Origin of the sequence: Undibacterium sp. Di27W (assembly GCF_049340345.1) — a bacterium.
GTDB lineage: Bacteria > Pseudomonadota > Gammaproteobacteria > Burkholderiales > Burkholderiaceae_D > Undibacterium.
The window spans coordinates 275,488-295,737 of record NZ_JBMPOS010000002.1; the positions used below are offsets into that span (position 1 = coordinate 275,488).

At 50.7% G+C, this 20,250-nt stretch carries 18 protein-coding genes; 8 read left to right on the plus strand and 10 right to left on the minus strand.

What is annotated here, in order from left to right; translation table 11 throughout:
- Nucleotides 1-25: 25 nt before the first annotated feature.
- The 5 genes from ACO0LF_RS06010 to ACO0LF_RS06030 all read right to left on the minus strand — a co-directional run bounded on the left by ACO0LF_RS06010 (nt 26) and on the right by ACO0LF_RS06030 (nt 3,996).
- Entirely contained in the window at nt 26-859 is an 834-nt protein-coding gene (locus ACO0LF_RS06010) for a hypothetical protein (protein WP_423012910.1), read from the minus strand.
- Between the two features lie 227 nt (nt 860-1,086).
- Entirely contained in the window at nt 1,087-1,878 is a 792-nt protein-coding gene (locus tag ACO0LF_RS06015; protein WP_423012912.1) for a LytR/AlgR family response regulator transcription factor, read from the minus strand.
- Nucleotides 1,879-1,923: 45 nt separating this feature from the next.
- Complete coding sequence (locus tag ACO0LF_RS06020) at nt 1,924-2,808, minus strand: sensor histidine kinase (RefSeq protein WP_423012914.1); 885 nt, start codon at nt 2,806-2,808, stop codon at nt 1,924-1,926.
- 36 nt (nt 2,809-2,844) lie between these two features.
- Complete coding sequence (locus ACO0LF_RS06025) at nt 2,845-3,102, minus strand: hypothetical protein (RefSeq protein WP_423012916.1); 258 nt, start codon at nt 3,100-3,102, stop codon at nt 2,845-2,847.
- A 258-nt stretch (nt 3,103-3,360) separates the two neighbouring features.
- Nucleotides 3,361-3,996, minus strand: coding sequence for an ATP phosphoribosyltransferase regulatory subunit (locus ACO0LF_RS06030; protein WP_423012918.1), 636 nt, complete (start codon nt 3,994-3,996; stop codon nt 3,361-3,363).
- Nucleotides 3,997-4,843: 847 nt separating this feature from the next.
- Here ACO0LF_RS06030 and ACO0LF_RS06035 point away from each other — a divergent pair.
- Entirely contained in the window at nt 4,844-7,087 is a 2,244-nt protein-coding gene (locus ACO0LF_RS06035; protein ID WP_423012920.1) for a collagenase, read from the plus strand.
- Between the two features lie 162 nt (nt 7,088-7,249).
- Nucleotides 7,250-7,624: a VOC family protein gene (locus ACO0LF_RS06040; protein ID WP_423012922.1), complete on the plus strand. Its 375-nt coding sequence runs from the start codon at nt 7,250-7,252 to the stop codon at nt 7,622-7,624.
- Nucleotides 7,625-7,637: 13 nt separating this feature from the next.
- Here ACO0LF_RS06040 and pyk read toward each other — a convergent pair whose 3' ends face one another.
- The 5 genes from pyk to gcl all read right to left on the minus strand — a co-directional run bounded on the left by pyk (nt 7,638) and on the right by gcl (nt 14,399).
- On the minus strand, nt 7,638-9,062 hold the full coding sequence (pyk, locus tag ACO0LF_RS06045; RefSeq protein ID WP_423012924.1) for a pyruvate kinase: 1,425 nt from the start codon (nt 9,060-9,062) through the stop codon (nt 7,638-7,640).
- Nucleotides 9,063-9,146: 84 nt separating this feature from the next.
- Nucleotides 9,147-10,415, minus strand: a complete 1,269-nt coding sequence (locus ACO0LF_RS06050; protein WP_423012926.1) for a glycerate kinase type-2 family protein — start codon at nt 10,413-10,415, stop codon at nt 9,147-9,149.
- A 242-nt stretch (nt 10,416-10,657) separates the two neighbouring features.
- Nucleotides 10,658-11,545 carry a 2-hydroxy-3-oxopropionate reductase gene (gene glxR / locus ACO0LF_RS06055; protein WP_423012928.1) on the minus strand — a complete coding sequence of 296 codons (888 nt, stop codon included), beginning with the start codon at nt 11,543-11,545 and terminating at the stop codon, nt 10,658-10,660.
- Nucleotides 11,546-11,718: 173 nt separating this feature from the next.
- Nucleotides 11,719-12,516, minus strand: a complete 798-nt coding sequence (hyi, locus tag ACO0LF_RS06060) for a hydroxypyruvate isomerase (RefSeq protein WP_423012930.1) — start codon at nt 12,514-12,516, stop codon at nt 11,719-11,721.
- Nucleotides 12,517-12,623: 107 nt separating this feature from the next.
- Nucleotides 12,624-14,399, minus strand: coding sequence for a glyoxylate carboligase (gcl, locus tag ACO0LF_RS06065; protein WP_423012932.1), 1,776 nt, complete (start codon nt 14,397-14,399; stop codon nt 12,624-12,626).
- Nucleotides 14,400-14,611: 212 nt separating this feature from the next.
- Between gcl and ACO0LF_RS06070 the strand changes: the two genes are divergently transcribed.
- From ACO0LF_RS06070 to ACO0LF_RS06095, 6 genes are all read left to right on the plus strand, one after another.
- Nucleotides 14,612-15,520 carry a LysR family transcriptional regulator gene (locus ACO0LF_RS06070; protein ID WP_423012934.1) on the plus strand — a complete coding sequence of 303 codons (909 nt, stop codon included), beginning with the start codon at nt 14,612-14,614 and terminating at the stop codon, nt 15,518-15,520.
- Nucleotides 15,521-15,712: 192 nt separating this feature from the next.
- Nucleotides 15,713-17,020, plus strand: coding sequence for an NCS2 family permease (locus tag ACO0LF_RS06075; RefSeq protein WP_423013471.1), 1,308 nt, complete (start codon nt 15,713-15,715; stop codon nt 17,018-17,020).
- A 214-nt stretch (nt 17,021-17,234) separates the two neighbouring features.
- Complete coding sequence (locus tag ACO0LF_RS06080) at nt 17,235-17,705, plus strand: GNAT family N-acetyltransferase (protein WP_423012936.1); 471 nt, start codon at nt 17,235-17,237, stop codon at nt 17,703-17,705.
- Nucleotides 17,706-17,716: 11 nt separating this feature from the next.
- On the plus strand, nt 17,717-18,073 hold the full coding sequence (locus tag ACO0LF_RS06085) for a ribonuclease E inhibitor RraB (protein WP_423012938.1): 357 nt from the start codon (nt 17,717-17,719) through the stop codon (nt 18,071-18,073).
- 77 nt (nt 18,074-18,150) lie between these two features.
- On the plus strand, nt 18,151-18,471 hold the full coding sequence (locus ACO0LF_RS06090) for a hypothetical protein (protein ID WP_423012940.1): 321 nt from the start codon (nt 18,151-18,153) through the stop codon (nt 18,469-18,471).
- A gap of 372 nt (nt 18,472-18,843) precedes the next feature.
- On the plus strand, nt 18,844-20,244 hold the full coding sequence (locus tag ACO0LF_RS06095) for a hypothetical protein (RefSeq protein ID WP_423012941.1): 1,401 nt from the start codon (nt 18,844-18,846) through the stop codon (nt 20,242-20,244).
- Nucleotides 20,245-20,250: the final 6 nt, after the last annotated feature.

Below are 20,250 nucleotides of genomic sequence, written 5' to 3' on the forward strand. Positions count from 1 at the left end.
GCAAACTCTTGTTCAGTACGTTAACTCAAGCTGCAATTGCTACTCTCAGTGTACTTCTTTCCTGCTCCGTAAAATCGAGTGTCGTCAGATCATCATTGAGTATGACGACATGGGGTGTGCCAGCGAGCCTGACTGCCAGTGCCATATCTTGTTGATGCGGCAGGAAAAGCGGGCCTTCTTTCTTGCGCATGATGTGGCGGAGTTTTTTCTTCACGCCATCTATATCGGTTTCAAAGTACACGGTACGTTCGTTTTGTATGTCTTTGACTTTAACCATCACAGGTAACAGGCCCGGTTTTGTTTGTATCAGGCGATTAAAGAGATTGCTTAACCAGGCGGCGTACAGGCAACCGAAAGTAATAAACCCAAATAGCAGGGCAAAAGTCAGTATCATGAAAAAGCGGTTGGTGATATGTTCGGTCGCCATGGTCGTCGTGATCATGCTGGGGTTGGATCTGGATCTGACGGCTACTGTGGACATGGATGGCTGGAAGCTGACAAACCAGAAGCTGTGCTTGATCTCCTGCGCTACGCTGTCTTGTGGTGTTGGCAGATAACGGATTTTGACATCGCAGTCAATAAAGATCACTTTGCGGCTTTTGCAGCTGCCGTGAATTTCTGCGCGTTCATCCACGACAGGGTCTTTGGATACTTTGTAGTCATACAGGAAATCCGGCACCGTCATATAGATCAGACCGACCAGAAAAAGCAGCCCGGTCATGGACAGACCTATCAACATCAGCACCCCCTGTTTTCCGGTTGCGAGTATTTTCATACTGCGCTTGGGAAAGGCGGCGCTGATAGATGCAAGTTGTGCTTCCGCTGAAGTGCTGCGGGTGGTTAATGGTGTCTGGAACATGTCAGGCTTCCTTGGCAAAGTAAAAATACCTTTGTAAGTATCTTTTATAAGCTGGAAGTATCGGAAAAGCTGACATGCCGGAGTAGATTTATTTCAAATTTTTACATTTGAATAATCGTGTTGAAGAAGAGTTTTTCATTCGGTAGCAAGCATGTACACAAGCTGGTGAATGGAAAGATATCAGTGTTGAATATCAGGTTTGAGCAAAGATCATTCTGAGCCGAATACTACATTTGCTGGAACAAATGTGTGTGATTACGGCTGACTTCCAGTTTCTCTGCATGGCCTTTCAAGCCTATCAGCTGGCGGCCACGAAAATCGCGGGTGACTTCGGCAATCGCAGAAACGCGCACCAGGGTGGAGCGGTGGATGCGCCAGAATTCTTTGGGGTCGAGTTCGTCTTCGAGCTCTTTCAGTGATTTGCGTATCAGGTATTCAACCTGCTCAGTCTGTACCAGGGTGTATTTTTCATCGGAGCGGAAAAACAAGACTTCCTTGGTACTGACCATGCGCAGGCTGGCACCTACGCTAGCTTGTATCCAGCGCAGGTATTCACGCTTCTGGCCTTGCTGCTGCATTAATTGCGTCAGCATTTGTTCTACCTGTTTGGCCTGGTCGCTGGCGGCAGTGGTGGGTGCGTTTTTTTCTTGTTGGCGCTGCTGCAATCGTTCTCTCAGTCGCTCGCAAGTGCCTGCCAGTCTGTCAGCTTCTACTGGCTTCAAGAGATAATCCATCGCACCACGTTCGAAAGCCTGTATTGCATATTCATCATAGGCAGTCACAAACACCACTAGCGCCTGCTTGGCCAGGATGCTGGCAGCTTCTATGCCATTCTTGCCTGGCATACGTATGTCGAGGAAGATAATGTCGGGATGCAGTTCTTCTGCCTGCTCGATGGCGACTATGCCATTGGCAGCCTCGGCAATGATGGATAAGTCTGGCCAGACTTGTTGCAGGCGTGCGCGTAGCTGATCGCGCATCGGGCTTTCATCATCGACTATCATTGCTGTGGCGGACATGCTCTTACCTGTTATTGATTGTGTAAGTCTTAGAGAATAATAGGCTTATGCCTTGCTGTCTACAGGTACCAAGATGCCGACGATGGCACCGCCAGTCTGTGGTGCTTCTATGACCAGCTGGGCCTTGCCTGAATACAGCACTTTCAGTCGTTCACGTATGTTTGTCAGGCCCATGCCATCATCGGCGTGCATGTCAAAGCCCATGCCATTGTCTGTGACTTCGACCAGTAATTGTCCCTCAGTGATTTGTGCCTTGATGCCGATATGACCGCCTATGGTCTTGGGTTCCAGGCCATGCTTGATGGCGTTTTCTACCAGGGTTTGTATCATCATCGAAGGGAAGGGCAAGAATTCCAGTTCGGATGGCAAGTCTATCTGGTAAGTCAGCCTCTCCTGCATGCGCGCCTGCATGATGTTGAGGTAAGCACGGCACATCTCTATTTGCAGGCCCAGCTTGCCATTACCCTTGTCACGCATCTGTGGCATGGCCGAGCGCAGGTATTTGATCAGGTGCTGGTGCACAGTCGTGGCTTGGGCTGGATTGGTTTCTATCAACTGGCCTATCAAGGCCAGGGTATTGAACAGGAAATGTGGCTCTATCTGCGCTTGCAGCGCTGCCATTTCTGCTTCCAGCAATCTGCGTTCCAGTGCTTCCACATCGGCACGGGTTGCCGCTGCAGTGGCGGCGATCTCTGCACTGCGCTTGCCGCCTGCCAGGCTTTTGATAATGCAGGAGGCGAACACCAGCCCGGGCATCAGGCCACCCAGACCCAGGGCTCCACCTACTATCATGGCAACCAGCGAGATGGCCAGTAAAGATGACCAGGGTACCACCGCCAGCCAGTCAAAGAACTTCCACCAGATCACGGTCACCGTATCGGTGATATCCATGATCAGGTCGAGTACCTTGTTATCGTCGCGATGTTTCATAACAGTTCCATTCGCCGCTTATGCTTTCAAAGCGGCTTATTCAGTTTGAGGGTTTGTTGCTGTATTGTTTTTGTTAGCAAATAATTTGACGATGATAGCGCCAAACACCAGGCCATTTGCCAGTGATGATAAATGCAATATGCCGCCAGTGAGCAAAGTCAGCAAAGAAGTCAGTAATAGTTTTTTCCAGGATGCCTGTATTACCCAGTCAAAAGCATGGCGACCTACAAAAGCCAGCGTGTCTGCCAGGTTTTTGACAAAGTCCAGGACTGGGTTGTTGTTTGTGCTGTTCATGTTATCGCTCCTGTTAGTGGTTGTTTCAAGGGTGACCAAAGTGTTTTCTGTTGGCGTAGTCATTTTTCTCTCCTGTCTGCAGGATGATGATCTTCATCCATGGAGGCAGAATAGCAGGCACTTTTACAGGGTAATAGTCCGCTGCGACTAACAGTAACTTGACCGGGTCTAACGGTCGTTTGCGAGGATAAGTGGGGACGAAACGGAAGAGAGGCTGGCAGCGCAAGTCGCGCGCCAACCCCTTCTTGTGCATGGATTTTATTTATTGCACAACATCAGTCTGTCAAAACCCAGACCAAATCCTATACCCTGCTTGTAGCTGCCACCGCCGACGACCTGCTTTTGTGCACCGAGTGCAGGGACAGAAATTTCAAAACCAGCCTCAGTGTAATAATCCAGCCCACGTTTGACTGAGCTGGCAACTTCATAAGCACCGGTTTTCAAAGCCACCATTTGTTCAGCCATGGCCAGCAACTCTTCACGACAGGAAGGATTATCAGGATTGATGATTTCGACACCAAACTGGAAAAATTCGCGGTAACGCCCTTCCTGTGGTTTCTCATAGCGCCAGCAACGCTCGAAATACCAAAGCTTGAGATTCTTCTTTTGCTTGTAGTGTTTATCGGCTAGCAGTTGTATCGTGGCCGTCGCTTCGGGGCGCAGGCACAGTGACCGGCCTTTTTTATCCGGGAAGACATACATTTGCGATAACACTTCAGGGCCAGCCTTATCAATGTAGATAGCTGCCGGTTCCAGTGAGGGCAGCATGATTTCATTGAAATCATTTGCTTGCGCGATATCGATCAGGGCGTTTAAGAGGCGGCGTCTTTCCCTGACTTCATCGCCCACTAAAATTCTTACTCCACGACTTTGTTCTTCTATTCTTAATTCCATATTTCACTCCATCATTGCATTGCAACATGACCGCTGCGCACCAGGTTCTGATCTTTTGCAGCGGAAATAAAAAAGCCCTCTGTGCAGGCTGAGAGGGCTTTCTTAGTGATGGGGCTTAACATTCATCCAAGCAATAGCTCTCCCAGCCAGCGATGTGACTGATGTTGGATAGCATGCAAAAGAGATATAGAAAATGTAGGCATGAAAGTAATCATAAATTTGTAGCCGATTTCTGTCAATCAAGAATATCAAATCTGGGAATGTGAATTTCTCATAATTTAGAGGATTTTTTTGTTACGTATCTTTACAACTTTTCAAAACTATATTCTTTCTGTTTCTACTTTTTAAACTTAAAATTCCGTCCTGCTAAATAAATGCCCAATTTTCTGGTTTTGTGAAATTTGGTCTAGATATTTATAAAATATATTACTAATATATTTCCACCAAATGATATTTGCATTTGGTAAAGACAATGTCCGGCGCTGTTTAATAGGCTAGTGGGCAGTAACAGTGAAAGCGAAGATACCGGGTACCTGCCCGGCGAACCAAGGCAAGCTCAACGCTCAGGCGTATCGATAGCAACATCGAGCGCATTTGCAAGACAGCCATGGTCGACGCGCAGGTGGCAGGCACTTTACTTTGACTGTGACAGTTCACTAGGTTGCGCAGGCATTGATAAAAGCAAGCAGCGGCATGCAGGTGCATGTCTGCTGCTTTGACATATATGGAGTCGGTAAATACCTGCTTCCAGAAATTCGGGCGACGTCATTCTACAAACTGACGGATGAAAAAGCCCGAAGGGGACGGTATTGCCTGAAACTCTTAAACAATCAGGGAGATGTATTTCATGTTATATCCAAACAAAATAGCCAGCATGGCTGGGCTGATGGCGCTTAGCTTTACAGGCCTGACGCAAATGGTTCATGCTGCCGATGCAGAAGAACATGCGCGTTTGAAGCAAGCACCTATGCCGCATCTGCGACAAAGTCTGCCACCTACGGCAGAGCAAAAGAAATTCAACCTGCCACCAACCAGTGCCACGCGCCTGGACCTGGGCATAGTCAATAAGCAAAGAAATCTGATGGCACCGCCCCCAGCTGACGATTGCAAAAACATGGCAACCCTGGCTGGCTATAGCGGTGACGCCCTGGCGACCTACATCGTCAATCTGCCCAGCTACGAATGTCACTATGGCCTGTTTTCGCTGAATGCAACTGATGCAGCTAAGGTATATTCACCTGCCAATTTTACGGCGGTCATCAATCGTTTTGCGCAAGAAGCAAGCAACTACAATGCCACTAACATGGCGCTGGTTAACCTGATCATTTACCTGCGTGCCGGTTACTATCTGGCAGGCAGCGATATCATCCCGGCACCTTCGGCAAGTTACCTGACCAGCATGCGCGGTCCGATCAAGCAACTGGTGGATGGCAACCAACTGTTCAAGACCAATACAGTCGGCCCAAGCACAGCGGCAGAGACCCTGAAGCTGGTTACCAACCTGCATGACGAAGCCAACTTCTTGTCTAGCGTAAAAAATATCGTTACTCGTTACACCAATACGCCAGCCAATCCTGCAGCTACGGATGCCTTGAAATCATCAACGGTTGCCGATGCCTACACTGCTGCATTGACAATACTGTTCTACGGACATTCCCGTCCTGATGCCTTGCCTGTATTGCGCAGTGATGCGTCATATGCCACTGCACTGAACAATTTCGTGGTCAACAATAAAGCAGCACTGATGGGCACCAGTCTAGAATATCAGCTCAGCGATACCGAGAATGAAGCCTTCCGTTTCATGCAGTATCCCAGCCTGCAGCCTACCGTCAAGCCTATGGTCAAGTACCAGCTCAGCCATTCCAGCATGACTGGCAATGACAGTTCGCTGTGGTTGAATGCAGCATCGGCAGTCAAGTACTATGACACTGCCAATTGTGCAGAATATGGTACTTGCAACTATGAAACGACGCTGGCTAATACCATCCTGAAAAACAACTACACTTGCAGCCCTAGCTTGAAAATCCGTGCACAGGACATGACCACTGCGCAGTTGCAGGATTCTTGCTCCATGCTGGCAACGGAAGAAAATTATTTCCACACCATGCTGCAAAGCAAGCGTCAGCCTGTCGCCGGAGATAATAATACTTCGCTGGAAGTAGTCGTGTTTGATGACTATACCAACTACAGCAAATATGCGTCGATACTGTATGGCATCGACACTAATAATGGCGGCATGTATCTGGAAGGTGACCCAAGTTCGACCACCAATCAGGCGCGCTTTGTTGCGCATGAGGCATCCTGGTTGCGTCCTGTCTTCCAGGTCTGGAATCTGCAACATGAATACGTCCATTACCTCGATGGCCGCTTTGACATGAAGGGTGATTTTGGTGCTGGCACTGCCAAACCTACAGTCTGGTGGATAGAAGGCATAGCTGAATACCTGTCACTGAAAAACAATAATCAGAAAGCCATAGATGCGGCAAAAACCGGCACCTATAAGCTGAGCCAGATTTTCGGCAACACTTATTCCATGGCTGATTATGTGAATCGTGCCTATAGCTGGGGTTATATGGCGACGCGCTTCATGATAGAAAAACATCGTAGTGATGTGGACGCCGTTATCGCCAAGTTCCGCGTTGGTGATTACGATGGCTATCAAACCTATATGAGCAATATAGGTACACGTTATGACAATGAGTTCACAGCCTGGGTAGCCGCTGCCACTACAGCCGGTGAACCGCCAGTGCCAGTCGATAACAGTTTGCCTGATTGCCCTGCCGGTAGTTACCTGGGTAAAAACTGCATCAAACGCGGTTATGCATCCAGCACCCAGGCTTATGCCTACATCATGGTGCCAGCAGGCGCGAAAAACCTGAAACTGACTACCAGCGGTGGCACGGGTGATGTGGACTTGTATGTGGCCCTCGACAAGTACCCAAGCACAGGTATCTATGACTATGCTTCCGTCAAGAGCGGCAATGATGAAAGCGTGACGATCAGCAATCCAACTGCCAATCGCTGGTATTACATCATGCTGAGCGCAAGACAGAGTTTTGCAGGTGTCAATGTTTCGGTAACCTATGACTGATAAAAAACTGGCTGCTTGTTAGTCGCAAACCAGCCATTATAAAAAAAGTGTAACAAGGTGTTGGGGCAGGCATGTAAATGCCTGCCCTTTTTTTATGCAGTCAATTTACTGATACTGTTTTTTTGATATCCTGTACATCCACGCAAATGAAGGGAGCTCAATATGCATAAAAGTAGATTGGCATGTTTTGTGATTGATTGCCAGGTAGATGATATCAAGCCGGGAGCCGATTTCTGGGCTGCGGCTTTAGCTTATCCAGCCGGAGAGGCGGACGAAAAATACGTCGCCCTTGAAGCTACACCCACTGGCCCGAAAATGCTCTTGCAAAAGGTCAAGCACCCCAGTCGCATCCACCTTGACATAGAAACCGACAATAAGGAAGCTGAGGTCCAGCGTCTGGAAAAACTCGGTGCCAAAGTCGTCAAAATCATGGAGCGCTGGGTCGTCATGGAAGCACCGACTGGCCACCGGTTTTGCGTCGTCAATCCCCAGCGCCCGGATTTTCATACGGCCAGTGATGTCAATGTCTGGGAGTGAGCTTGCATGCACATTAATGCTGCGGCCAGATCTCGGCTATCCGCAATAGATTGGTAGAGCCCGGCTGGCCAAACGGTACACCTGCCGTAATCGCTATCTGCTCGCCGACTTGCGCCAGACCTTCCTGCCAGGCGGTACGGCAGGCAGTGGCAACCAGGATGTCTTCGTTAGGTACGACATCACTGACGCTGGAATGCACGCCCCAGACCAGCGCCAGGCGACGGGCAGTATTTATCTTGGGCGTGATGCTGAGTATCGGAGCCATTGGCCTTTCACGTGCAGCGCGCAAGCTGGTGTGGCCAGAAGTGGTATAGGTGACGGTAGCTACCGCACCGACTATCTGCGTGACTGAACGCAGTGCGGCACAAATGGCATCGCCCTTATTATTCTGCGGCGCTTCATGCTGGGCGGCGATCATGTTTTTATACAAGGGGTCGAGTTCTACTTCGCAGATGATGCGGTCCATAATTTCCACGGCTGCAACCGGGTAGGCACCGCTGGCTGATTCTGCCGACAGCATGACTGCATCAGCCCCATCATAAATCGCGCTGGCGACATCGGATGCTTCAGCACGGGTGGGTACGGGTGCGGCTATCATGGATTCCAGCATCTGGGTGGCGATGACTATCGGTTTGCCATGGCTGCGGCAGACGCGCAATATGCGTTTTTGTACCCCGGGTACGCGTTCTGGCGGCAATTCCACACCCAGGTCGCCACGGGCCACCATGATGGCATCGGACACTGCGACGATTTCTTCCAGCCTGTCCAGTGCGGCCGGTTTTTCCAGCTTGGCCAACACACCTGCGCGACCTGCCACCAGGGTTTTGGCTTCTGCCACATCTTCCGGCCTTTGCACAAAGGACAGGGCGATCCAGTCGGCGCCCATGTCGAGTGCGAATGCCAGGTCGCGCCTGTCTTTTTCTGTCAATGCCGGGATGGGTAATACGGCATCTGGCACATTCACGCCCTTGCGGTCAGACAGTGCACCGCCGTTGATGACGCGGGTACGTATGGTGTTTGCATCACTATCCATGACTTGCAGGCGCAGCTTGCCATCGTCAAGCAATAATGATTGCCCGGCTGTGATGACAGCAAACAATTCAGGATGTGGCAGGCAGACCCGGTTTGCGTCACCAGGCGTGCTATCGCTATCGAGTATGAATTCCTGCCCGGCTGTCAGGATTACCCGGCCAGCGCTGAATTGCCCTACCCGCAATTTCGGTCCTTGCAAATCCGCCAGGATAGCGATGGGGCGGCCCAATTCTGCCTCGACCTCACGCACGATATTGCAACGTAATTGATGGTCAGCATGGCTGCCGTGGCTGAAGTTAAAGCGGAACACATCAGCACCGGCTTCAAACAGAGCCTTGATCATTTCCAGGCTATTGCTGGCAGGGCCCAGGGTAGCGACTATCTTTGCTTTACGACTGCGTTTCATGGCTTGCTTTCATTTGTTATAGACGACAGACATCCCGGCGCGCCGCACCTTATTCTTGCTGTCGTTGAATGTTTGAGTTGTGTCTTACAAGATCAGGATGGCCCTGAAGTCGTTGACGTTGGTGCGTGTAGGGCCGCTGACAACCAGATCATCCAGTGCGTTGAAGAAACCATAGCCATCATTGTTTTCCAGCAGGCTACGCGCGCGTATCTGCTTCGTTGCAGCACGGGCTATTGAATCCGGCCCGTACAGCGCCCCGGCATTATCTTCCGAGCCATCTATGCCATCGGTATCACAGGCGATGGCGTGTATATCTTTGTGGCCATCGAGTGCCACTGCCAGGCTCAGCAAAAATTCTGCATTGCGGCCACCACGCCCCTTGCCGCGTACAGTGACGGTGGTTTCACCGCCAGAAATCAGTACGCAGGGTTTCTGGAATGGCTGACCATGCTTTGCCACCTGCTTGGCCAGGGCCGCATGCACCAGGGCAACATCGCGCGCTTCGCCTTCTATGCCATCCGACAAAATATACGGCGTGATACCTGCCGCACGTGCTGTCGCTGCTGCGGCTTCCAGTGCTTCCTGTGCCGTAGCAATCACATGATGGCTGTGACCTGCAAAACGCACATCATCTGGCTTGGGTGTTTCACCCTTGCCGCTTTCCAGATGCTGCAATATTTCTGCTGGAATAGCGATGTCATATTTACGCAAGATCGCCAGCGCCTCCGAGCAAGTCGTGGCATCAGGCAAAGTAGGGCCACTGGCGATGATGCCGGGTTCATCACCAGGTACATCAGATATCAGCAAGGTCACTACCCTTGCCGGTGCGCAAGCCAGTGCCAGACGGCCGCCCTTGATGGCCGACAAATGCTTGCGTACGCAATTCATTTCTGAAATTGCTGCCCCGCTTTTCAGCAAAGCCTTGTTGATGGCCTGCTTCTGTTCGAGGCTGATGCCGTCTGCAGGCAAAGCCAGCAAGGCAGAGCCACCGCCAGAGATCAGGCAGAGTACCAGGTCATCCTTGCTCAGCCCTTGCACCATGTCCAGTATGCGCGCTGCAGCCTGCTTGCCTGCTTCATCGGGTACAGGGTGAGCGGCTTCCACCACTTCTATTTTGCGACAGTCTGCGCCGTGGCCGTAGCGGGTGACGACCAGGCCAGAGAGTTCACCTTGCCAGTGATCTTCCACCACCTTGGCCATGGCTGCTGCGCCTTTACCGGCACCGATGACCAGCGTCCTGCCTTTTGCCGGTGGTGCTGGCAAAAAGGCGGGCAGGCACTTCTCTGCGCTGACGGCGGCAACGGCGCTGGTGTAGAGGTCGAGCAAGAACTGGCGTGGGGCTAGGGTGGTCATGTCAGGGCTTTCTTAAAAACTTTGTGTTGCTTCGTTACTTGGGCCGGGCCTCGTAGGTTGGGCTACGTTTCATCAGCCCAACACTTGGCGGCTCAATGACGTACGTGTCAATTGCAGGCCCAGTGTTGGGCTGGTAAACCGTAGCCCAACCTACAAGAATATTTCAAAATCTAGTATGCCTTCAAACCGCATAGCGCCAGGTGAATTTTTTTCGTGCATTCACTGTCGAAGGCCAACAACGATCAAACCTTGGCAATCTCATGATTCGACATGATCTCTATCGCCCGACACAGGGCCGAGTGATCAAGACCGCGCATGCCGTTAGCAGCGCAGGCATTCATCAATTCCTGCGCGGTTGCCGTATTTGGCAAAGATACACCCAGGGCTTTTGCCCCTTGCAAAGCCAGGTTCAAGTCTTTTTGATGTAGCTCTATCCTGAAGCCGGGGTTGAAAGTGCGTTTGACCATGCGCTCACCGTGCACTTCCAGTATGCGCGATGCAGCAAATCCGCCCATCAGTGCCTGCCTGACTCTGGCCGGATCTGCACCGGCTTTTGAAGCAAATAGCAAGGCTTCCGCCACGGCCTGTATGTTCAGCGCAACGATGATCTGGTTGGCAACCTTGGTGGTCTGGCCATCGCCATTGCCACCCACCAGGGTGATGTTCTTGCCCATCAATTCGAACAGGGGTTTGGCCTTGTCAAAGGCCGCTTCCGGGCCACCGACCATGATGGTCAGGCTTGCTGCCTTGGCACCGACTTCACCGCCGGACACTGGCGCATCGAGGTAGTCACATTTCAGAGCATTGATTTTTTTTGCGAAGTCCTTGGTGGCAATCGGGGAAATAGAACTCATATCCACCACGATCTTGCCAGCGTCGAGGCCAGCAGCAACACCGTTTTCACCAAACAGCGCCGCTTCTACATGCGGTGTATCTGGCACCATGATGATGATGATGTCCGCACGCTTGGCGACTTCTTCACCCGATGTACAGACGGTGGCACCACGTTCTATCAATTCAAACGGCGGGTTCTTGATGTCGTGCAAATACAGCTTATGCCCACCCGCCTGCAAATGCCCGGCCATAGGTGCACCCATGATACCCAAACCTATAAATCCAATTTTAGCCATGATAGTTCCTGATAAAGTTAATAGTTTGCTTAAGACCTCTCAACACAGAGGCACAGAGACACAGAGAAAGGCAGGAGAAAAACAATTTTTCCTAAGTCACGTATATCAACAAGATTCCTCTCTTTGCTTTTCCTCTGTGTCTCTGTGCCTCTGTGGTTAATGGTCTTGAATAATTAAAGGCCGTGCGATTTGATCCAGCCCAGTCCAGCGACAGTACCGTTCTGCGGTTTGTATTCGCAGCCTACCCAGCCCTGGTAGCCCTGGTAGCCCTGGTAGCCCATGTCGGCCAGTGCGGCGAAGATAGTGCGGTAATTGATTTCACCTGTGCCGGGTTCAAAGCGACCTGGGTTGTCGGCTAGCTGTATATGTCTGATCATCGTCAGATTTTTCTTGATGGTATTGATGAGTTCACCTTCCATACGCTGCATGTGATAGATATCGTATTGGACGAAGATATTGTCTGAACCGGTAGCGCGTATCAGGTCCAGCGCCTGCTGTGTGCCGGATAAGAAGAAGCCGGGTATGTCGTAGGTATTGACGGCTTCGATGAGCAGATTGATATTTGCAGCTTTCAGTTTGTCCGCCGCATAGCGCAGGTTGGCAACCAGGGTTTGTTCCGCTTCCTGTGCGCTGACATTTGCCGGGCGTATGCCGACCAGGCAATTCAGTTGAGTGACATTCAAGGCTTTTGCATAAGCGATGGCAATGTCTACACCCTGGCGGAATTCATCAACACGCTCAGGGTGGCAAGCAATACCGCGTTCACCCGCTTCCCAGTTACCAGCGGGCAGGTTGTGCAATATCAGTTGCAGATTATTTTCCTGCAGTTTTTCTGCGATCTGCTTTACTTCGAAAGCATAGGGGAATAAAAATTCCACAGCCTTGAAGCCTGCCTGCGCGGCAGCGGCAAAGCGGTCGAGGAAGGCATGTTCGGTAAACAACATGCTGAGATTGGCGGCCAGTCTGGTCATCGCATATCCTTGTAGATGAGTGACCGTAAGCCTCCCGCGGCATAGCTACGGGAGTTCACGGGGTACCAGACGGGGAGGCCCGGCACCTGAAAATTTTCGCTAATTGTTTAATCGAGCAAAGCGATGGCTGTCGGTGCATGGCCATCTTCCGTCGCCAGCTCTTCAAATTCATTGATATTGCTGATCTCGGTGCCCATGGCGATATTGGTCACGCGTTCGAGGATGATTTCGACGACCACAGGCACGCGGAACTCTTGCATCCAGCGCTGGGCCTGGGCAAAGGCATCCGCAATAGCGCTAGGCTCAGTCACACGTATGGCCTTGCAACCCAGGCCTTCGACGACGGCAACGTGGTCGACGCCATAGCCATTCAGCTCTGGCGCATTGATGTTTTCAAAAGCCAGTTGCACGCAATAATCCATGTCAAAGCCACGCTGTGACTGGCGTATCAAGCCCAGGTAAGAATTGTTGACGACCACGTGCAGGTAAGGCAGCTTGAATTGCGCGCCTACGGCCAGTTCTTCTATCATGAACTGGAAGTCATAATCGCCAGAGATGGCGACCACTTGCCTCTGCGGATCAGCGGCGCAGACACCGAGGGCTGCCGGTATGGTCCAGCCCAGCGGGCCAGCCTGGCCGCAGTTGATCCAGTGACGCGGGTAATACACATGCAGGAATTGCGCTGCCGCGATTTGTGATAAACCGATAGTACTGACATAGCAGGTTTCACGGCCAAAGGCCTTGTTCATTTCTTCATACACGCGCTGCGGTTTCACCGGCACATTGTCAAAATGCGTGCGGCGTAACATCGTGCGTTTGCGTTGCTGGCAATCGGCTACCCAGGCAGAGCGGTCTTTGAGTTTGCCTGCGGCTTTCCATTCTTTGGCGACTTCGATGAAAAGTTTTAATGCCGCGCCTGCATCAGAGACAATGCCAAAATCAGGGCCAAACACACGGCCGATTTGCGTGGGTTCTATATCGATGTGGACAAACTTGCGGTCCTTGGTAAATACATCAATGGAACCTGTATGGCGATTCGCCCAGCGATTGCCTATGCCCAGCGCAAAGTCAGATGCCAGCATGGTGGCATTGCCATAACGGTGGCTGGTTTGCAGGCCCACCATGCCAACCATCAGCGGGTGGTCATCTGCTATTGCCCCCCAGGCCATCAGGGTAGGTATGACGGGCACGCCAGTCAGCTCGGCAAATTCCACCAGCAAGGCTGAGGCATTGGCATTAACTATGCCGCCACCAGCGGTAATCAAAGGGCGCTCTGCATCATTGAGCATGGTCAGCGCTTTTTCTATCTGGGCGCGGGTGGCCTTGGGTTTATACACTTCCAGCGGCTGATAAGTGTCCGGGTCAAATTCTATCTCGGCCATCTGTACATCAAATGGCAGGTCAATCAATACCGGGCCAGGGCGACCAGAGCGCATGATATGAAAAGCTTGCTGGAATACCATGGGCACCAGAGCCGGTTCACGCACCGTTACCGCCCACTTGGTGACAGGCTTGGCAATGGATTCTATATCCACCGCCTGGAAGTCTTCCTTGTACAACCTTGCCCTGGGTGCCTGGCCAGTAATGCAGAGTATGGGTATGGAATCTGCCTGGGCAGAATACAGGCCGGTAATCATATCCGTACCCGCCGGGCCGGATGTGCCTATGCAGACGCCGATGTTGCCAGCCTGGGCACGGGTATAGCCTTCGGCCATGTGGGAAGCCCCCTCTACATGGCGCGCCAGTATATGTTTGATGGTGCCTTGCTTCTTCAAAGCCGCATAAAACGGATTAATCGCCGCACCCGGCACCCCAAACACCTGATGCACGCCTTCTTTTTCCAACACATAAGCCGCCGCCTGCGCCGCCGTCATCTTTGCCATTTTGCTCTCCAGTTTTGCTATTAGTCGTGTGTATGCAGATGTTGAAACACATGCTAAAGGCAAAAGGGACGGCTGATAAGACGACAAATTCTCGTCTTATTCAATACAAAAAGTATGGAATAATGAGGCCTCTCAAGATTTCTCTGTGCCCCCTCTGTGCCTCGGTGTCTCTGTGGTGAGAGGTTTTCATGCCAAATTCACATGGATAAACCATGGACAAACTCACCCAAATCGAAGCCTTCGTCGATGTCGTCGAAAAAGGCAGCCTGGCCCGCGCCGCGCTGGGCCAGAACATCACCCCGGTCATGCTGGGCCGCCGCATCGATGCGCTGGAAAAACGCTTGGGCGTGAAGCTCATGCACCGCAGCACCCGCCATCTGACGCTGACGGAGCAGGGCACGGTTTATCTCGATCATTGCCGCAAATTGCTGGCTGACCTGGGGTATGCCGATCAACTGGTATCTGAAGGACGGCACAAGGCCACTGGCCACCTCATCGTCTCAGCCCCTGCCGCATTTGGCCGCAAGCATGTGGCACCGCATGCACCGCAATTCGTGAAGTCCAATCCTGCCGTGCAGATTTCCTTCAACCTGACCGACAGGGTGGTCGATCTGGTACGCGAGGGTTATGACCTGGGCATACGCATAGGCGGCAATATCGATCCCAATTTTGTTGCCGTCAAACTGGCCAGTAACCGCCGTGTGGTCTGCGGCACGCCAGCCTATTTTGAGCGGCATGGCATACCGCGCACGCTGGAAGACCTGGCCCAGCACAATTGCCTTGCCTTCAACTTGCAGGGCGGGCAACAGCGCGGCTGGTATTTCCAGCAAAACGGCAAGCCTGTGACCATCAAGGTGGCCGGCAATCTCGATTGCAATGATGGCGAATTGCTACACCGCTGGGCTTGCGAAGACCTGGGCCTGGCCTGGCGCTCTTCATGGGAAATACAGTCGCAACTGATCTCGGGAGAATTGATTACCGTGCTGGATGACTATGCCCTGCCGCAATACGACATCGTCGCTGTATACCCGCAACAACGGCATTTGCCTGTGAAGACACGGTTTTTCATAGACACCCTGAAGGCGATCTATGCACAACCAGATTACTGGCTGAAAAATTGATGGGGACCGGGCACATATTCAAATTCAAATAGCATCTATAGAAATTCCTTAGCCTTGATATCGAAATAATTGCGCTATCGTCTTTTCACAAACAAAAAAATTGGATTATCCATAATCAAGGAGACAAACGTGTTAACTTCCGAGCAAATTCCGGCTGCACAAGATAGCAACAGGCCTGTCAGTCACAGCCCTGTGCAGCTTTCCTTTCTCGATAAATTTTTCAAGTTAAGAGAAAACAATACCGATGTACGCACAGAATTACTGGCAGGTCTGACGACTTTCCTGACGATGGCGTATATCATTTTCGTCAACCCCTCTATCCTTGGTGACGCTGGCATGCCCAAGGACTCGGTGTTTGTCGCCACCTGTCTGGCCGCCGCAATCGGTACCATGATCATGGGCCTGTATGCCAACTATCCCATGGCGCTGGCACCGGGCATGGGCTTGAACGCCTACTTCACTTATGCCGTCGTCAAGGGCATGGGCATACCCTGGGAAGCAGCGCTGGGTGCGGTATTCATCTCGGGTTGCCTGTTTGTGGCAGTCAGTGTGTTTCGCCTGCGCGAGATGATCGTCAATGGCATACCGCGTTCCATCCGTACCGCCATCACGGTGGGTATAGGCTTGTTCCTGGGTCTGATTGCATTGAAAAATTCCGGCATTGTAGTTGCCAATCCAGCCACCATGGTGGGTATTGGTGACTTGCACAAGCCACAACCCATTCTGGCCATACTGGGCTTCTTCCTCATCGTGGCGCTGGACCGCTACCGTATCAAAGGCTCCATCCTGATCGGCATCCTGAGCGTGACGGTATTGAGTTTTTTCTTTGCCGGTAATACCTTCCACGGTGTCGTGTCCATGCCGCCTTCACTTGACCCTACCCTGTTCAAGCTGGATATCATGGGTGCACTTTCGGTCGGTATCCTGAATGTTGTGCTGGTATTTTTTCTGGTGGAATTGTTTGATGCAACAGGTACGCTGATGGGTGTTGCCAGCCGTGCGGGTTTGCTGGTCAACGGCAAAATGGAAAGACTGAACAAGGCATTGCTGGCTGACAGTACGGCCATCGTTGCGGGCTCTTTTTTGGGCACTTCCAGTACGACAGCTTACATAGAAAGCGCGGCCGGTGTGGAAGCCGGGGGCCGTACAGGTTTGACAGCCGTGGCTGTCGGCCTGCTGTTCCTGGCCTGTCTGTTCATTGCGCCGCTGGCTAGCGTCGTGCCATTCTGTGCTACTGCGCCAGCGCTGTTCTACGTGTCTTGCCTGATGTTGCGTGAACTGGTTGAAGTCGACTGGACAGACACCACAGAAAGCGTGCCTGCGGCCATTACCGCTTTACTGATGCCCTTTACTTATTCGATTGCAACCGGTGTCGCATTTGGCTTCATTTCATTTGCCGTCCTGAAATTGTTAAGCGGACGTGCCAAAGAAGTCAAGCTCATCGTCTGGGCGATAGCTGCGGTTTTCCTGTTCAAGTTTATTTATCTGGGAGCGGGCTAGACTTTGTATCTGTTGCAGGGCTGAATCATCCGGTGCAAGCAAAAAAGGGTCAGGCAGAAATGTCTGGCCCTTTTTGCATCTGTACTTGCTGTCTGCTTTTTTTTGCAAGATCATTCAATAAAATAAAAGCCTTTGTGTATTTCAGGCTGTGGCAGAATCGCTGTAGCAAGTATAAAAACGAGTAGTACAAATGCGTAGTACAAACGAGGTGAGAATGTTAGACGCAAGCCTGGTAGTAAGAAGTGCGCAGGAAGCAGATAATTCTGAAATACGTCATATCGTACTAGCCTCGCTTGGTGCTTTTGGTATCGAAGTTGAATTTGATGGGCTGGATGCTGCAATTGCTTCTGCAGGCTTGCCCGGGACAAAAAATGCCATAGAGCTGGTTGCAGAATTGCATGGCCACATTTGCGGCTGCATCGCGCTGGAGCGTATGCATGATCAGCAGGGGAAAGTTTTTGGTTTTCACGTCGATCATCATTATCGCGGCAAAGGCATAGGACGGAGCTTATTGATAGCTTTGATGGCGGATGCAAGGCAACTTGGCTTCAAGACTTTGCACCTGGATACCTGGGATAGCATGCAAAGCGCCATCAGTTTGTACAAAGCTCTTGGCTGGATAGCTGGGCCCGATCCTGCGCCTGAGTCAGGCGCAAATCGTTCCTATTTTTTTGAAATTACCTGAGTATATTCAAGATGCAAACGACGGAACAATTATTGTATCAATTAAAAAATTCCGATGACCCTGATGCAGCCCTCATGTTGCAAATGCTGGAAATGGGTAGTGATTTCTCCCGGCCGCATCAGCCAGAATTTTGCTTTGAAAGCCCAGCCAGGGAAAAACTGGAAACCCTTGCCGCAGTATTGGGAGCGATGAATTTTGAGCTGGAATTATATACACCGGATGATGATCACCCAGACTTCCAATTGATAGCCCGCAAAGAAATGCTGCTGGAGTTAAGCGACATGCAGGAATGGACGAAAAAATTTGAATCTCTGTCGACGCAATACGGCGTAAATTATGACGGTTGGGGTGCCGAAATTAATGCTTGAATCAGAAAATCTGTAATTCGTTTTTATTTAAAAAATTCTCCCATTAAAATTCTTCCATTATCTGACGAGGATGGATCATGAGTGAAGCACTGGCAGAGTATGAAAAGCTGGCAAAGAAATTGACTACAGCTGAATTGGCAGAGGCTGGCCAAATGTTCGGCAAAGCCTGTCTGAAAATCAATGGCAAGGCCTTTGTGGCACAGCATAAAGATACCGTGGTTTTCAAATTGTCGGGTGATGCACACACCAAAGCAATGGCGCTTGCGGGGGCGGTTTTATGGGATCCTTCTGGTAAAGGTCGTCCCATGAAAGAGTGGGTAGCATTGACTAGTGTTCATAGTAAAAAATTTTCTTCTCTGGCTGCGCTGGCTTCAGAATATGTGCAATCCATTATCTGATTTTTCTTGAAGTAATCATCGTCTGAGTCAAACCAACAGTTTCCCCATGCAAATCTTTTGCCAGGGATGCTCACATACTTAAGTATTGCCATCTCCTCATTTATATGGGCATTAATTAGTGCGATTGAAATGTATGGCAAAATTCTTTGCAAGTAATATCGTCGATATCCTTGGCGATTCAAGATTTTATCGACTTCGACAATCTTGTGAGCATGTACACCAGAAAAAGTGACATCCCTTACAGGCTGTTTGGTTGGTTTTAAAGGGAGAAATCCCTCAAGCTAGCTCGGTACATATGAGTGTCTGGCGTAAAAATCCCCTTTTTAATATTTGTTGCGCTACAGTAGCTGCCATGACCAGCCTGAATTTTCTATGAAAAAAATATCGCCTCTCTTGTATCCGCTTGCACTATTTACTGCCATTGCCATCAGCCATCCTCTGGCTGCGCAAGCTGATACTGACGCACGTTGGGTGCATGGTTCCTGGGTCAATGTCAGGGCCAAGCCTGAAGCGAATGCAACAGTCCTGACGCAGTTGGTGGTGAACACGCCTGTGCAGCTGGATGCCGCCGCGTCGAAAGGAGAATTTTGTGCCATTAGCTGGGGCCAGGGGCAACGGGGCTTTATCGCTTGTAAGCTGATAGGTAATCAGCAACTCAGCATACAGGACTTAATCGATAATCTGGATAAGTCGGACGATAACAAGAATAATTTTCGTACGCGCGCCTTCTGGATTGAGCCTAGTTTTAGCCGTTTGCGAGAAGCTGGATATTTTTTTGACGAGAGCATGTTGAGCCCGCAACAGAAAGCCCTGGAAAATTATGCAGAAAAATTTCCGGGAGATAAACGGCCTTTACCCAAACGATTTCCGATTCCCGAGTTTGAAGCGATGAAGCAGCGCATGATGGCGGGTGTGATAGAGCCAGCATCCGAATTCTTCCAGCCAGGTATTTCATGGGTAGCTTTGCGCAAACTGGCACAAGAGGAAGACTTGTCGCCCCAAAAATTAATAGAAGTAAGCAACTACGCAAATCTTTATCCAGGTGCCTTGAAGATGTTGCGCCAGATAGAATTGCCAGCGCCTGCAAGTTCCTATTTTCTATCATTGCAGGCGCTGGGGAAACCCTCGACCTTGCCAGAACAATTATCGTTCCAATTTCAAAAACCGTATGCCATCAAGATAATCAGTGGACCATACTGGGATGCTTATGAGCCTCCTGGACCATCCACAAAAAATTCATGGGACATGGGCAAAGTCGATGTCTTCCTGAAAACCCCTGTCATCAAGCATACGCTCATGCTCAGCGGTAGTTTGAAATCAGAAAACAGCGATTTGAAATATCATTTGTCAGATAGCGTATGCAAAGAAGGCTTTCATTTTGGCGGACCTGCCCTGCAAGGACAAGCAATAAAAAGTCTTGCAAAAAGAAAGGCAGAAACGCAGTTCAAGGACGAAGCGCTATTTCACTTTTATACGCAATCCAAACTGCCAGCATTGCATGGGCAAGTAAGCTTGAATTTGCAGGCACCCATGCCCCTGCAATATGAGCCAACAGATAAAGCTAAGCGTTACGAACAATTTACCCAGGCCAGCATCAACACATTTGATCTTGACCATGATGGCATCGCCGACTTTGCCATGATAGAAGCCTGGCATATAGGACCTGATTCTTCAAGCAAAGTACCTGAACCAGGATACAGAATATTGTTTGTCAATGCAGGTGGGCATTGGTATTTATTTGATATAGACCAGTACCATGGTTGCGATCATTAAGAAAAC